The following is a 14,196-nucleotide window of genomic DNA, read 5'->3' on the forward strand; positions in this document are numbered from 1 at the left end:
AGAGATAACGATTGATACAATATACGCAAAATTTTCAGGAAGAATAAAGCATCAAGTTTCCGCCTCCGGCACTACCAACTGTTCTCCGGCGGCAGTTTCTCTCTCCTGAGTACACGTTAGCCGCCCGTGGCGGTTAAATTGGATAGGTATGACAGGGGAACGTAGCCTTTATATGAGTACAATCTTAATAACAGGCCATCTCGGCCTAGTTGGGCGGCATTTACAGCCGTTATTAGAGCGCCAAGGATATCGGGTTAAAGGCTTTGATATTGCCGATGGCAGCGGTGATATATGCCAACCTGATCAGCTCAAGAAGGCTCTAACTGGAGTTAACGGAGTGATTCATCTTGCCGCAGTTTCTAGGGTGATATGGGGCGAGCAGAATCCAGAGTTATGTTGGAAAACAAATGCTCTTGCGAGCGAACAATTGTTGAAGATTGCTTGCAAACAAGTTGATGTAAAGCCTTGGGTATTGGTTACCAGCAGTCGTGAGGTTTATGGAGAAGCTGAGTTTCTTCCGGTTCTCGATACAACACCGACTAATCCGGTCAATGTCTATGGTCGGGCAAAAATGTATATGGAAAAAATAGCCTTAGAATTTAGAGAGTACGGGCTTAATACCGCTGTGATAAGGCTCGCTAATGTGTATGGCTGTACAAAAGACCATAAGGACAGAGTATTGCCCGCGTTCTGTTGTAACGCTGTCAAAAACGCAAATCTGCGCGTAGATGGCCGGAACCATTTGTTTGATTTCACTCATGTATCCGATACCGTAAAAGGCCTGTCCTTAGTCGTTGAACAACTCGAGAATAACGAGAGGAAATTGCCCCCTACTCACCTTCTTCCTGGCATTGGTACGACACTTGGTGAAGCTGCTGAAATGGCCATCAAGTTCGCTGGGAGTCATTCTCGAATTATTGAAGCCCCATCTCGAAATTATGATGTAAGTCGATTTATTGGAGATCCGACTCAGGCCAAAGAACTGTTGGGCTGGCAAGCTAATATATCCCCCGAACAGGGCATTCAGCTTTTGGTCAAAGCGTTCCAAAAACAGTTACAGGAAGTTCCTGCATGAAAATTGTAAAAGTCATTCATGGTTATCCGATGTTATACAACGCCGGATCAGAAGTGTATTCACAAACCATCTGCCATGGCTTAGCTAAACGCGGCCATGAGGTGCACGTATTTACCAGAGAGGAAGACTCCTTTCAGCCCGATGGTGCGATGCGGATTAGTCATGACGCCGACGTACCAGACATTACTCTACATCTGGTGAATAACTCACGGATGCGAGATCGCTATCGTTTGGATATCGTTGACCAGCGTTTTGCTGAGTTGCTCGACCAATTGCAGCCAGATTTAGTGCATATAGGACACCTGAACCACTTATCTACCTCTTTGGTATTTGAGGCTAAAAAACGCCATATTCCGATTGTTTATACGCTTCACGATTATTGGTTGATGTGTCCGCGCGGGCAGTTTATGCAGATGCACTCTGCGGATGACAATCTCTGGGCTGCCTGTGATGGCCAAGAAGACAAGAAGTGCGCAACGCAGTGTTACGCTCGCTATTTCTCAGGCAGTGAACAGGAAAAAGCAGAGGATTTAGCTTACTGGGAAAACTGGGTTAAGCGTAGAATGGCGCATGTGCGCGATGTCGTTGAGCAGGTTGATTTGTTTATTTCACCGGCCAATTATCTGAAGCAACGTTATGAACAAGACTTTGGTCTGCCAAAAGAGAAAAGTATTTATCTTGATTACGGCTTCGACCGTACAAGGATGATAGGACGTGTTCGCAGAAGCGATGAACCGTTTACGTTTGGGTATATTGGTACTCATATTCCGGCTAAGGGGATTCATCAGTTAATCGAAGGTTTTGGCATGCTCAAGGGCGAAGCAAAGCTGAGAATTTGGGGGCGAGATCGGGGCCAGGATTCCAGAGCGCTAAGAGCGATTGCGTCATCTTTGCCTGGTAATAAAGCCAATGCGATCGAGTGGATGCCTGAATACAAGAATCAATCAATTGCAGTGGATGTGTTCAGCAATACTGATGCGATAGTGGTGCCATCAGTCTGGGTCGAAAACTCGCCTTTGGTTATTCATGAGGCTCAGCAAGCTAAAGTGCCTGTTATTACTGCTGATGTCGGTGGAATGGGGGAATATGTTCACCATGAGGTGAACGGCTTAACCTACCAACACCGCAACACCGCAGATCTTGCAAAGCAAATGCAGCGTTTACTGGATGACCCAGCATTAGCCAGCCAACTGGGGCTGCGTGGTTATCCTTTTAGTGACGATGGTCAGATTCCAGATATTGATCAGCACATACTCGACTTGGAAGCATGCTACGCGAGGGTTATAGGCTAATGGCACATGACTTTTGGCGTATCACATTGGATACCAATCCAGATTTTTGCAATCTCAATTGTGTGATGTGTGAAGACCATTCTCCTTATGCGGATAGCCGCGCTAAGAGAAAGAGCTCTGGCTCACTCAGGCCCCTAATGGATGCAGACCTGCTACAACGGATTGTTCGTGAAGCGGCCGCGATGGGCATCAGAGAGATTATTCCTTCAACCATGGGAGAGCCCTTACTTTATCCGCACTTTGATACCTTTCTCGATTTGTGTGCGGAATTAGGTTTAACCCTCAACCTGACAACCAACGGCACATTTCCAGCCCCTAAAGATCATCAAAATGTTGAGTATTGGGCCGAGCGTATTGTGCCGATTACCAGTGATGTGAAAATCTCATGGAATGGCGTAAGTGAAAAGACCCAGTCAGATATCATGGTCGGGACAACCCTTGAAAAACACATTGAAAATGCCAAACGTTTTATTGCAATAAGGGAAAAATGGGCATCCAAACATTATTGCTCAATGACCATGCAACTAACCTTCATGCGCAGCAATCTGGAAGAAATTCCAGAAATGCTGGAGTTGGCACTTAATCTTGGCTTTGACCGATTAAAAGGCCATCAGCTGTGGACGCATTTTGACCAGATTAAGCATGAAAGCCTACGTAATGACCTTTTCTATGCTAGCCGATGGAATCAGATTGTTCGTCATTGTCATGAGCGGGTCGCAGTCCATAACCAAACATCTGAGCGTCCATTCCGTTTGGATAATGTCTTTGAACTGGATTTGGCAAAACTCGATGATATTTCACCTGGAGGCGAATGTCCGTTTCTTGGCAAAGAGTTATGGGTAGATCCAACAGGAAGGCTCAATGTTTGTTGTGCTCCCGATCAGCAGCGTAAATCATTGGGCGACTTTGGCAATCTAAATACAGCCAAACTATCGGAGTTGATTGCCAGCTCTTCCTATCAGAATTTAATGTCAACTTACCAGTCCCATGATCTCTGTAAGTCGTGCAATATGAGGCGGCCAGCATGAGCATTCTTGAGAAACCAATAATATCCGATTGTGGCCGCTTTCATATTGAGGCTGATGGTAGTCCTTTATACACTCCTCGATTCGATGAGGTTCTCGCTTTTCACAAGGTTGGAAAACGTTGGATAGCACCCGTCAAACTAGGTGCTGAAGCATTTCATATCGATACGGATGGTCTTCCGATTTACGGTCAACGATTTTATCGTTGTTTTGGTTTTTATAATGATCTGGCAGCTGTTGTTGGTGAAGATGGTTGGTATCACATCGATGAAAGCGGGAGCGCACTGTATTCACAGCGCTATGAATTTTCCGGTAACTATCAGGAAAAGGTTTGCGTTGTAATGGATTCTGATGGGTTGTATTTCCATTTGAATGTTATAGGCGAACCGGTCTACGACAGCAGATGGCGATACTGTGGCGATTTTCGTGATGGGGTTGCTGTTGTACAGGCTGGCAACGGTTTGAGCACTCATATTCTCCCAGACGGCTCTTTGCTTCATGATATCTGGTTTTCTGATCTGGATGTGTTTCACAAGGGCTATGCAAGAGCCAAGACTCTCCAGGGCTGGTGCCACGTAGATAAACAGGGGAATGCAATCTACTCCGAACGTTATGCATCGGTTGAACCTTTCTATAACGGCTTTGCACGTTGTGAAACCGATGATGGAGCATTGCTAATCATTGACGAATCAGGGCATGTTGCTCGTCAGTTGAGAGAGCCAACGTCTGACACGTTTTCTGAGTTATCCGCTGAGATGGTGGGATACTGGAAGACCTACACGATTTATACCAGTGTAAAATTGGGAGTTTTTGAGCGACTTCCAGCCTCGATAGAGCAATTATCGCTATCTTGCCAGTGTAAATCTCAAAGGCTTAAGCGATTAATGAGAGGGTTGACCGAGCTTGGCTTGGTCTATCTAAAGGGTAATCGTTACGTCGTTTCAAATAAGGGGAGTTATCTTTGCTTGAGCCACGAAAAAACGCTGGTTGATGCCTCGATTGAATATGGTGAAGATCTTTTGCAACGGTGGAAGTCTTTACCGGAGCTCATCCAAGGTAAACGGCAGGAATCAGATATTTTCTCTGTCGTGGCGACTAATCCGGAGCGGGTTAGATCTCACCATCGGATGCTAGCCAGCTATGCTTTGCATGATTATTCAGCGGCTTTACCGTTATTGCCTATAGAACCGGGGCAACGCGTTCTTGATGCGGCAGGCGGAACCGGAACGCTAGCCACGTTATTGCAGGATCACTTTCCTGATACGCGGATTTTTTTAGGGGATCTCGCGCCAGTCATCGCGCAATCGTCGTTCCCCGCCAAATTTGTGATGGACCTTTTCAGTGAATGGCCTGGTGTCTATGACGTCATCGTACTGGCTCGGGTTCTGCATGATTGGGCCGACACAGACGCAATAAGCATTCTTCACAACTCTAAACAGGCACTATCCCCTAATGGTGAAATTTACCTTTTGGAAATGCTATTAAGCGAAAACGAAAGCTCTGGCGCTTTATGCGATCTGCACCTATTGTCAGTGACTGGCGGACAAGAGAGAACGTTATCGGAATTGGGTGTTTTGGCCTGTCAAGCAGAGCTTCAAATCAAACAGGTCATTGAACTACCATCTCTGGTTTCTCTGGTTATATTGAAAGGGATTGAGAACCATGCCTAAATTACTTTTGATTCGCCATGCTGAGCGCCCGGAAATACCCGAAAATACAGTTGGCAATGAAGTTCTTCTCACCGAAAAAGGCAAAGCTGATACGCGGCGTTTTGCCCAACGTCTTTCTGAACAAGTCATTTCGATTCAATCCAGTCCTATTAAACGATGTAGGCAAACGGCAGAGATCATTGCTGACGTATTGGGTTTTAATCATCACGCTATCCTTGCCAATCGAGACTTAGGTGATCCCGGTTTCATGATAAAAGACGGCACTGAAGCATGGATTCATTGGCAAAAGAAAGGCCATCAAAAAGTGAACGAATATCTGCTATCCGGTTCTGAGCAATGGACAGGATTTGAAGATTTGGATCACGCTGTGAGCATCTTTGATGGAAGTATTCGTCAGCAACTTTCGTCGCTAGGCGAAGGAGTACATATTTGGATAACTCATGACACTATTCTGGCTACCTATGCTTCTCGTATTTTGCCCAACAGACTGGTGATCAGCCAATGGCCGCAGTACCTAAGTTATATTTCTGTCGAGTTGATAGGTGGTAACGTCGTATACGATTACTTCAATATGGGAACTACTGAATAATGTCATCTGCTTTGAGTTTTTTGGCTCGCTGCCACCTGCCCAAGTACAATGAACTTAACGTCTATTAGCAATAGTATATAACGGATACTAACGCACTTCTGAGAACTTGCCGACACCAATAAGCATGCACTTATCAAAAAGCCCTCACAGTACGCAACTGTGAGGGCTTTGTATTTTTGCCAAAAAGTAAAAGGCTAATTTCAAAGACAGGCAACCAATTCTCAGAGACAGAAATTCTCTTTAAGTTTCAGCTAGATAGAGAAGCTAAAACTTGTTTGTCTCCGGTGCAATTTTAATTGTCTCCGTTTTAATTTCACCAAATCATCGCCTAAGACGCTCGACTGAAGTGCTTACCTAATAAAGCATGGTAGAAGTCATGGTCGGCCAAAGTACCGGCACATTTACCATTCTCTTCTAGCAAAATCGCCAGTTTGCTTTGGTAGCGGATCTCGACCGCATCACGCATGGAGATATCGATCGGAGCGACGACCACGGAGTTCTCAGGAAGGTCTTCGATGTCCATCCCATGATCCCAGCGAGCAATGGTCACAGGCTCGCCATGCAGTTGTGCTTTGATCAGTTTGCCATCTTCGATCGACACCCAAAGGTGGTCGGTCAATTTCAGCATATCGTCCATTTGGCCTAGCTGGGCAATGGGCGTCATCAACGCGTTGCCACGTAGCACGTTAAGCGGGTTAGTGTGCGCAACGAACTTCTCAACGTATTCCGTTGCAGGGTTAAGCACGATTTGCTCTGGTGAGTCTTCTTGGATGATGCGAGCGGATTCCATGATCGCGATTTTCGAGCCAATTTTCAGGGCTTCGTCCAGGTCATGGCTCACAAAGATAATCGTTTTCTTCAAGCGCTTTTGCAGCTCAATCAGCTCGTCTTGAAGCTGTGAACGGATCAAGGGATCCAACGCTGAAAACGGCTCATCCATCAATAGGATGTCTGCATCCATCACAAACGCTCTAGCAAGTCCTACACGCTGACGCATACCACCAGACAGTTCGTCTGGTTTTTTGTTACGCCAGTCATATAATCCAACCATTTTTAATTGCTGATTAGCACGCTCTTCCCGCTCTTTCTTACCCATGCCTTGCATTTCTAGGCCGAACGCGACGTTTTCTAGTACCGTCAGCCAAGGCATTAGGGCGAAGCTCTGGAATACCATCGATACGCGATTAGTACGCATATGACGCAAGGTTGCTTCGTCGCATTTGGCCATGTCCACCATGCGCTCACCATCGCGAACGAGGCAGCGGCCACGAGCCACTTTGTTCAAGCCATTGATGGCGCGTAGAAGGGTTGACTTACCTGACCCAGAAAGGCCCATTAAGACACATATTTCGCCTTCTTCGACCGAAATGGTCGCGTCCTGTACGCCGACCACATCGCCTGTTTCCGCAAGGATCTCAGGTCGACTCAGACCTTTATCAAGCAATCGTAGTGACTCAAGCTTTTGATTACCAAAAACGATGTCGAGATTTTCGATTTGAACCATTGGCATCGCTTAGCCCTCCGATTTCATTGATGGGGTTTTACAAATTCGATCCAGCATGATTGCCACTAATACAATCGCGACACCTGCTTCAAACCCTTGAGAAATGTTGACCGTGTTCAATGCACGAATAACTGGTTTACCTAGGCCATCTGCGCCAACCAAAGCGGCGACCACCACCATCGAAAGAGAGAGCATGATACATTGTGTTACGCCAGCCATGATGCTTGGCATCGCGGCAGGTAGTTCGACTTTGTACAGCAACTTCGATTTCGTACAACCAAACGCCAACCCAGCTTCGCGCAGCTCGTTAGGGACTTTGCTGATACCAAGATAGGTAAGACGGATCGGCGCAGCGATGGCGAAGATAATCGTCGAGATAAGCCCTGGCACATAACCAAGACCAAATAGAATCAGTGTTGGGATCAAGTAAACGAAGGTCGGAATCGTTTGCATAAGATCCAGTATTGGACGCAAAAAGGTATACATCCAAGGTCTGTGCGCTGCGGCAATACCCACTGGCACGCCCACCAACACACTAATCGCTGTTGCAGTAATGACCAGCACTAACGTCTGGATCGTTTCCTGCCAATAGCCTAAGTTCATAATCAAGAAAAAAGACGCCGCAACAAAAATCATTAGGCCCACACTACGATGAAGCCACCAGATAAATGCGACAATTAACGCCACTACGACAAACGGATTCATCCACTCGATGGCATCTACCATTCCAAAGATCAGAGTCTCCAACGTCAGTGAGATAAAATCGAAAAAGAATGAAGCGACATCGATTAACCAATTAACAAAGGTTTCCATGGTATCGCCGAGTGGAAGTTTATGCTCCGTAAGCCAATTCATATAGACAGTTCTCCCGGTTTTTATTGAAGTGCTGGGGGCACAGGGCACCCCAGCTTATATTTGTATGAATATTGACTTACAGACCCAGTGAAGACTTAACCGCAGCAACACCGTTGCCGCCAGACATTGTTGTCACGCCGTCTAACCACTTATCCAGTACTTCAGGATTCGCTTTCAACCATTTTTCAGCAGCCACTTCAGGTTTGTTGCCATCATCTAAGATAGAACCCATGACTTCGTTTTCCATTTTCAGAGAGAACGTTAGGTTAGTCAGCATTTTGCCTACGTTTGGACATTCTTGCAGGTAGCCTTTACGGACGTTGGTGTGCACGTTCGCACCGCCATAATTCGGGCCGAAGAAGTCATCACCACCATCAAGATACGCCATATCAAAGTTCGCATTCATTGGGTGTGGTGCCCAACCTAGGAATACAATCCACTTGCCACGACGCTCATTACGGCTCACTTGAGACAACATGCCCGCTTCGCTGGATTCAACAAGCTGGAAGTCACCTAAACCAAATGCATTTTGGTCGATCATATCTTGGATCAGACGGTTACCATCGTTACCTGGTTCGATACCGTAAATACGGCCATTGAATTCACGTGCGTATTTCGCAATATCGTCAAATGTCTTAACACCGCCGTCAAATGCATCTTGGCTCACTGCCAAGGTGTATTTAGCACCTGTTAGGTTTGGACCTAGGTCTTCCACGGTGCCCGCTTTCAGATACGGTGCGATATCCGCTTCCATCGTCGGCATCCAGTTCCCTAGGAAAATATCAATGTCGTTGTTCGCCAATGATGTGTACGTCACAGGGACAGACAATAATTGAGTTTTTGTGTCGTAGCCTAAGCCTTCCAACACTTTAGATGTCACCGCAGTCGTGGCCGTGATGTCTGTCCAACCGACGTCAGAGAAACGAACCGTTGAACACTCTGCAGCAGCAATTGTCGAAGCACCAGCTAGGCATAGTGCAAGTGTAGCGCGTTTGAATTTCATATTGATCTTCTCCTATGGATTGTATTGCGCCACGAGCTCACACCCGCGGCCTATCTTTTACTTCAGCGTTTTACTTATCCAAGGCCTCATTAGCATGAGTCTTGGCTTGCAGTACTAAACAAATATAGTTGTGAATCATATTTGCAGCACTGTTACTGTTAATGCCTCCGGCAAGAGAGCCTCGTAGCCACATACCGTCGATCAATGCGGCCACGGTCGAGGCTTGTTCTCGAGCATCCTGAATCTCCAGTTGCTCTCGAAACACTGCGACAAGTGCGCTATGAAGACGGCGAGCATAAACATTCTGCAAGCGATACAGCACAGGCTTATGCATCGCAGATGCCCAAAATCCCATCCAAGCCTTCACTACTTGAGGACGCGTTTGAGATTGGCTAATACTCGCTCCAACAATCGCCATCGCTCGATCAAGAGTGCTACCTGCACGAACTTTATCGAGCTCAGCGTGTAGGACTTCAAAGAACTCTTTAATCAGACTGCGCATTGTTTCTTCGAGCAAGCCGTCTTTCCCACCAAAATAATGATTGATAATTGCAGGCGAAACGCCTGCTTTTTTACCGATCACACTTACCGTTGCACCAGGAAACCCAAACTCATCAATCGCAGAAATGGTTGCTTGAATAAGCTGGGGTTTTCTTATCTCTGGCATTCCAACCTTTGGCATTGTTTGTCCTTTTTAATTAAACAAGCATTTAATAAAAACTATAGTAGACAGAAGACCCGCAAATGGTCAACCCTTAATAACTCTAAACATTCGTTTACAAAAAACGTCTAAACATTGCGGCAGAAGGGCTAGAGGGTCAAAAAAAAATTTTAAATTTTGTAAAAAATGTGGTCGTTTGCGTCGTCAAAAACCTTTTTTAGCCAAAATTTCACTTAAAGCGCCCTCACATCACTTTTCATTTTGCTCACAATATTAGCTATGGCAGTATCCAGATAAGCCACCAACACATAATAGAGAATGGAGTTTACAATGAGTCAGGAGACGCGCTTCGACATCGTTTTAGATCGCCGTCACAGCCACAGTGATAAATGGAGTAAATATCCCGCTGATGTACTGCCTATGTGGGTAGCCGACATGGATTTCGATGCGCCAGAATGCGTCAAACAGGCGCTTCAAGAGCGTGTTCAGGAAGGCATTTTTGGTTATACACATCCCCCCAAAACGTTGGTCAAAGCGATACAAGAGCATTGCTCGACGCATTATCAATGGACGCCTCATGCGGCACATTTTGCGCATTTACCTGGTTTAGTCTGCGCCCTACATTTGTGCGTTCGAGCGCTCACAAATGAGGAAGACCGCGTCATCGTGCCAAGCCCCGTTTATTACCACCTCACCAAAGCACCGATGATGGCTGAGCGAAAATTGGATCAAATTCCCTTTGTACTCAAAGGAAATCGTTGGACGGTAGACCTAGAATCTTTACGTGAATCCTGCGCCAAAGCGGATGCCAAAATGATCCTGTTGTGCAATCCACATAACCCCGGAGCCACGGTATATCAACGTGAGGAGCTAGAAAGCATCCATGCCATCGCACAACAATATGACCTGCTGGTGGTCTCTGATGAAATCCATTGTGATCTAATTTTAACCAATGCGACGCACATCCCGTTTGCGAGCTTAAATGAAGACGCTGCTCAGCGTACGGTCACGCTCATGGCTCCATCCAAAACCTTTAATTTGGCTGGTTTGGCGTATGCTTTTGCCATCATTTCAAACCCCAAATTACGCCAACGCTTCAATAAAGCGCGTGAGGCATTGATCCCTGCACCAAACTTGCTGGGTCTGGTTGCAGCCGAAGCGGCTTACCGAGATGGGGGCACATGGCATCAAGAATTGCTCACTTATTTGCGCGGTAATTTGGAGTATATTCAAACGAGCATATCAGGTACCAAAATTAAAATGGCCGAGCACGAGGCCACATATTTAGCATGGTTAGATGTAAGTGAGTATAAACTAACAGACCCGCACGCCTTTTTCGTTGAGGCAGGTGTTGGTATTTCTGATGGCGAAGGATTTGGCGCACCTGGATTTATTCGCCTAAACTTCGGGTGTCCCAAATCACAATTAGAAGAAGCCATGAATCGTATTTTGACATCGCTCGCAGATAAAGCTTAAACCCGTCCGTCGTCAACATACATCATGCAATACGCCCCTTTGGAGGCAAATATGTTGACGACTTTCACCCCTCTCTCTACCCCCGAAGGTACGGTTACACCCAACGATCACGTCACGGCAGATTTACACACCCTCACCGAGCTGATTTTTGCGGTAACACCTGAAGCAACGGTCATTCCTGAAAACGGTGTCAGTGTGTTTTATTTAACCACTCATTGGTTATTCGCTCTGGCACCGCATCAAAATAACGTGTGCTTATACTTTTCAGGTGACCTTGATTTAGCACGTTTTTCAGATCGCCTAAGTCATGTACACATGGGGGACCACTGCCTGATTATCGATGATTTAGATGCCATCAATTTGAATGTGCTTGTCGAGCTTCTCGCTGTGCTAAAGGTTGAAATGCAACGAAAACTATTGCCCATTCAAGCACTTCACTGACGCTTTTCGTGTAAACTGTTGACACGATTTTCAATAGCGAATGGACATGATCGACTACTCATTACGCATCGGTATCTTTTTATTGCTCGTCAGCGCTTTACTTATATGGCAATGGCGAGCCCCCAGAAAACCTTTACAACAGTGGCGTTTACGCTGGCGTCATAACATCAGCTTGCTCGTAGTCGACTCGCTACTTGTTCGGCTTTGCCAACCCTTAATACTGTCTTTCGTTGCACTACTTCCCGCCTTTATCTATGCCCCATTGCCCAACCTGCCTGAGCCCATCGCAATCATTGTGGCACTCGTTTTAATGGATGCATTGATCTATTGGCAGCATCGCCTATTCCACACCGTTCCTTGGCTATGGCGCTTACATCGCGTGCATCATAGCGACCCTGAACTTGATGTTTCGTCGGCAGTCAGGTTCCACCCAGTTGAGATATTGCTGTCTCTGGCCATTAAAGCCTTGGCCATTTGGCTGTTGGGCATTCCTGTGTTGGCAGTGCTGCTCTTTGATGCGCTCTTAAATGGCTTTGCCATGTTTAACCACACCAATGTCCATATCCGTGACAAATTCGACCAACTTCTACGGTTGTTTGTGGTCACACCTGATATGCACCGTATTCATCACTCCCGAACCTCTCAGGAAGCAAACAGCAACTACGGCTTTTGCCTGAGCATTTGGGATCGCTTGTTCCAAAGCTACACACCTGACAGTGAGCACGGGGACAACGCATTAAATATAGGCATGCCAGATACTCAACACTATGCCCCAAAGACTTTATTGGAGCTGCTAAAAATGCCTTTTACATCGCTCTTTCATCGCAAGGACAGTTCGTCTTAGGAGACTACTATGTCGTACTACTCTCTCAACACTATGGAACTTCGCATCATTGGTTGCTTAATCGAAAAGTCGATCGTAACGCCTGATCACTACCCTCTCAGCATCAATGCGTTAACCAACGCCTGTAATCAAAAATCAAGCCGTGACCCCGTTGTTCAGTACTCTGAGTTTGATGTTCAAGACACCGTCGATCAATTGGTCAGTCGCAATCTAGTGACCGAAGCGTTTGCGTCGGGCAGTCGTGTTCCGAAGTATCAACATCGTTTTTGCAACACCGAATTTTCAGATCTACAGTTCAACAGTGGAGAGACTGCGATCTTATGTATGCTGTTTTTACGCGGCGCACAAACTCCTGGGGAGTTACGCTCGCGGAGTGGGCGTTTACATGGTTTCAGTAGTGTCCAAGAAGTTGACGAGGCGCTCGAAAATCTGCAGTCAAAAACAGGAGGACCGTTCGTTGAACAATTGCCGCGAGAGCCCGGTAAGCGAGAATCGCGTTATCGCGAGCTCTTTTGTTCTGAAGCGTCTCAACAAACAATGGATCACTCCTCGGTGACTGAATCCGACACAGAGCAACCGGACTTAGAGCAAAGAGTAAGCGAATTAGAGGAGCGTATCGTCGTTCTCAGTGAACGTTTGGCTGCGCTTGAGGCACACACTGAACTATAATTCCATTCTCGACCACCACATTTATCCACTAGGAGCCTCTTATGAGCGAAGTACGCTGGGGAATCATAGGTACTGGTACGATAGCAAACGCATTCGCAGCAGATTTTCAACACGCAAAAACGGGACAATTAAAAGCCGTTGCATCGCGTAGTAAAGAGTCTGCAGACGCCTTCGCGGAGAAATTTGATATCGAATTATCCATGGTGGATTACTTCTCGCTAATCAATAGCCATGAAGTTGATGTGATTTATATTGCCGTGCCACATGTCCATCACTATGACTTGACCAAAGCCTGCATCTTGGCGGGCAAGCATGTGCTGTGCGAAAAACCCTTTACGCTCAATGAATCTCAAGCGAAAGAGCTGTTTGACCTTGCTCATGCTCGCGAGGTATTCGTTATGGAGGCCATGTGGACGCGCTTCAATCCAGCCATAGAACAGGCTCTTGAATGGGTTGAGGAAGGTGAAATCGGCACCTTACAAACACTGCAAGCAAGCTTTGGTTTTGCCCAAGAGCAAGATCCAGCACATCGCTTATTCAATCGGAATCTAGGCGGTGGCGCGTTACTCGACGTGGGCATTTATCCAATCTTCTTGGCGCAATTATTTTTTGGCAAACCCGATTTCATTCAAAACCAAGCCATCGTTGGGGATACGGACGTCGATGTTCTTGATCAAATGCTGTTTGGTTGGGATACCGGTCAGCTCGCCATGCTCGATGCATCCATCATCACCTCACACCCTAACCGTGCTGTGTTATCTGGTACCTCGGGTTACATCGAGCTAGAGAAATCTTGGCATCAAGCGAAGCAGATCACCCTGTGCAAAACGGATGGCTCTGAGCGTTCAGTGGAATTTGATTTCCCAGGTTTGGGGTTTCAATTTGAAATCGAAGAAGTCAATCGGTGCCTTGATGAAGGCCTAATACAGAGCCCGAATCACCAATGGGCGGACACGCTGGGCCTTATGGCAACCATGGACGAAATACGCAGCGATATTGGCGTCTTTTACCCAGGTGAGCCCGAGCCCTGCGACCACGACTGTGACATCGAAGGTCACCACCACGAACACAATCATCACAAGCATTAACGAC

At 46.5% G+C, this 14,196-nt stretch carries 14 protein-coding genes; 10 read left to right on the top strand and 4 right to left on the bottom strand.

The genetic code is table 11. The features are described 5' to 3' along the window. Positions 1–172 precede the first annotated feature (172 nt). Genes DN730_RS13525 through DN730_RS13545 form a run of 5 tightly spaced genes read left to right on the top strand, consistent with a single transcriptional unit; the run spans position 173 to position 5,651 of the window. Positions 173–1,075: an NAD-dependent epimerase/dehydratase family protein gene (locus DN730_RS13525; protein WP_158541217.1), complete on the top strand. Its 903-nt coding sequence runs from the start codon at positions 173–175 to the stop codon at positions 1,073–1,075. Continuing rightward, positions 1,072–2,367 carry a glycosyltransferase gene (locus DN730_RS13530; protein ID WP_115468681.1) on the top strand — a complete coding sequence of 432 codons (1,296 nt, stop codon included), beginning with the start codon at positions 1,072–1,074 and terminating at the stop codon, positions 2,365–2,367. The genes DN730_RS13525 and DN730_RS13530 overlap by 4 nt, the downstream gene beginning before the upstream one ends. After that, complete coding sequence (locus DN730_RS13535; RefSeq protein WP_158541218.1) at positions 2,367–3,395, top strand: radical SAM protein; 1,029 nt, start codon at positions 2,367–2,369, stop codon at positions 3,393–3,395. Before DN730_RS13530 ends, DN730_RS13535 begins: the two co-directional genes overlap by 1 nt. Further along, positions 3,392–5,062 carry a methyltransferase gene (locus tag DN730_RS13540; RefSeq protein ID WP_115468682.1) on the top strand — a complete coding sequence of 557 codons (1,671 nt, stop codon included), beginning with the start codon at positions 3,392–3,394 and terminating at the stop codon, positions 5,060–5,062. Before DN730_RS13535 ends, DN730_RS13540 begins: the two co-directional genes overlap by 4 nt. Further along, a complete protein-coding gene (locus tag DN730_RS13545) occupies positions 5,055–5,651 on the top strand; it encodes a SixA phosphatase family protein (RefSeq protein ID WP_115468683.1) in 597 nt (198 codons plus the stop codon). Before DN730_RS13540 ends, DN730_RS13545 begins: the two co-directional genes overlap by 8 nt. Positions 5,652–5,979: 328 nt before the next feature. Here DN730_RS13545 and choV read toward each other — a convergent pair whose 3' ends face one another. The 4 genes from choV to betI form a co-directional block, all read right to left on the bottom strand. Next, positions 5,980–7,161, bottom strand: a complete 1,182-nt coding sequence (choV, locus tag DN730_RS13550) for a choline ABC transporter ATP-binding protein (protein ID WP_115468684.1) — start codon at positions 7,159–7,161, stop codon at positions 5,980–5,982. A 3-nt stretch (positions 7,162–7,164) separates the two neighbouring features. Further along, positions 7,165–8,010 (bottom strand): choline ABC transporter permease subunit, encoded by an 846-nt coding sequence (choW, locus tag DN730_RS13555; protein WP_115468685.1) that lies wholly within the window; start codon positions 8,008–8,010, stop codon positions 7,165–7,167. Between the two features lie 76 nt (positions 8,011–8,086). Further along, positions 8,087–9,013 (bottom strand): choline ABC transporter substrate-binding protein, encoded by a 927-nt coding sequence (locus tag DN730_RS13560; protein WP_115468686.1) that lies wholly within the window; start codon positions 9,011–9,013, stop codon positions 8,087–8,089. Positions 9,014–9,083: 70 nt separating this feature from the next. After that, on the bottom strand, positions 9,084–9,695 hold the full coding sequence (gene betI, locus DN730_RS13565) for a transcriptional regulator BetI (RefSeq protein WP_115468687.1): 612 nt from the start codon (positions 9,693–9,695) through the stop codon (positions 9,084–9,086). A gap of 309 nt (positions 9,696–10,004) precedes the next feature. Here betI and DN730_RS13570 point away from each other — a divergent pair, with 309 nt between their 5' ends. From DN730_RS13570 to DN730_RS13590, 5 genes are read left to right on the top strand one after another with little or no spacing between them, the layout of a single operon-like run. Beyond that, positions 10,005–11,150 (top strand): MalY/PatB family protein, encoded by a 1,146-nt coding sequence (locus DN730_RS13570; RefSeq protein WP_245957970.1) that lies wholly within the window; start codon positions 10,005–10,007, stop codon positions 11,148–11,150. A gap of 51 nt (positions 11,151–11,201) precedes the next feature. Continuing rightward, positions 11,202–11,591, top strand: coding sequence for a DUF1801 domain-containing protein (locus tag DN730_RS13575; RefSeq protein WP_158541219.1), 390 nt, complete (start codon positions 11,202–11,204; stop codon positions 11,589–11,591). 46 nt (positions 11,592–11,637) lie between these two features. Beyond that, positions 11,638–12,435 carry a sterol desaturase family protein gene (locus DN730_RS13580; protein WP_115468690.1) on the top strand — a complete coding sequence of 266 codons (798 nt, stop codon included), beginning with the start codon at positions 11,638–11,640 and terminating at the stop codon, positions 12,433–12,435. Between the two features lie 9 nt (positions 12,436–12,444). Further along, positions 12,445–13,104, top strand: coding sequence for a YceH family protein (locus tag DN730_RS13585; RefSeq protein WP_115468691.1), 660 nt, complete (start codon positions 12,445–12,447; stop codon positions 13,102–13,104). A 41-nt stretch (positions 13,105–13,145) separates the two neighbouring features. Next, complete coding sequence (locus DN730_RS13590; protein WP_115468692.1) at positions 13,146–14,192, top strand: Gfo/Idh/MocA family protein; 1,047 nt, start codon at positions 13,146–13,148, stop codon at positions 14,190–14,192. Positions 14,193–14,196 lie beyond the last annotated feature (4 nt).

It is taken from the genome of Marinomonas piezotolerans, from assembly GCF_003362755.1.
GTDB classification, from domain to species: domain Bacteria; phylum Pseudomonadota; class Gammaproteobacteria; order Pseudomonadales; family Marinomonadaceae; genus Marinomonas; species Marinomonas piezotolerans.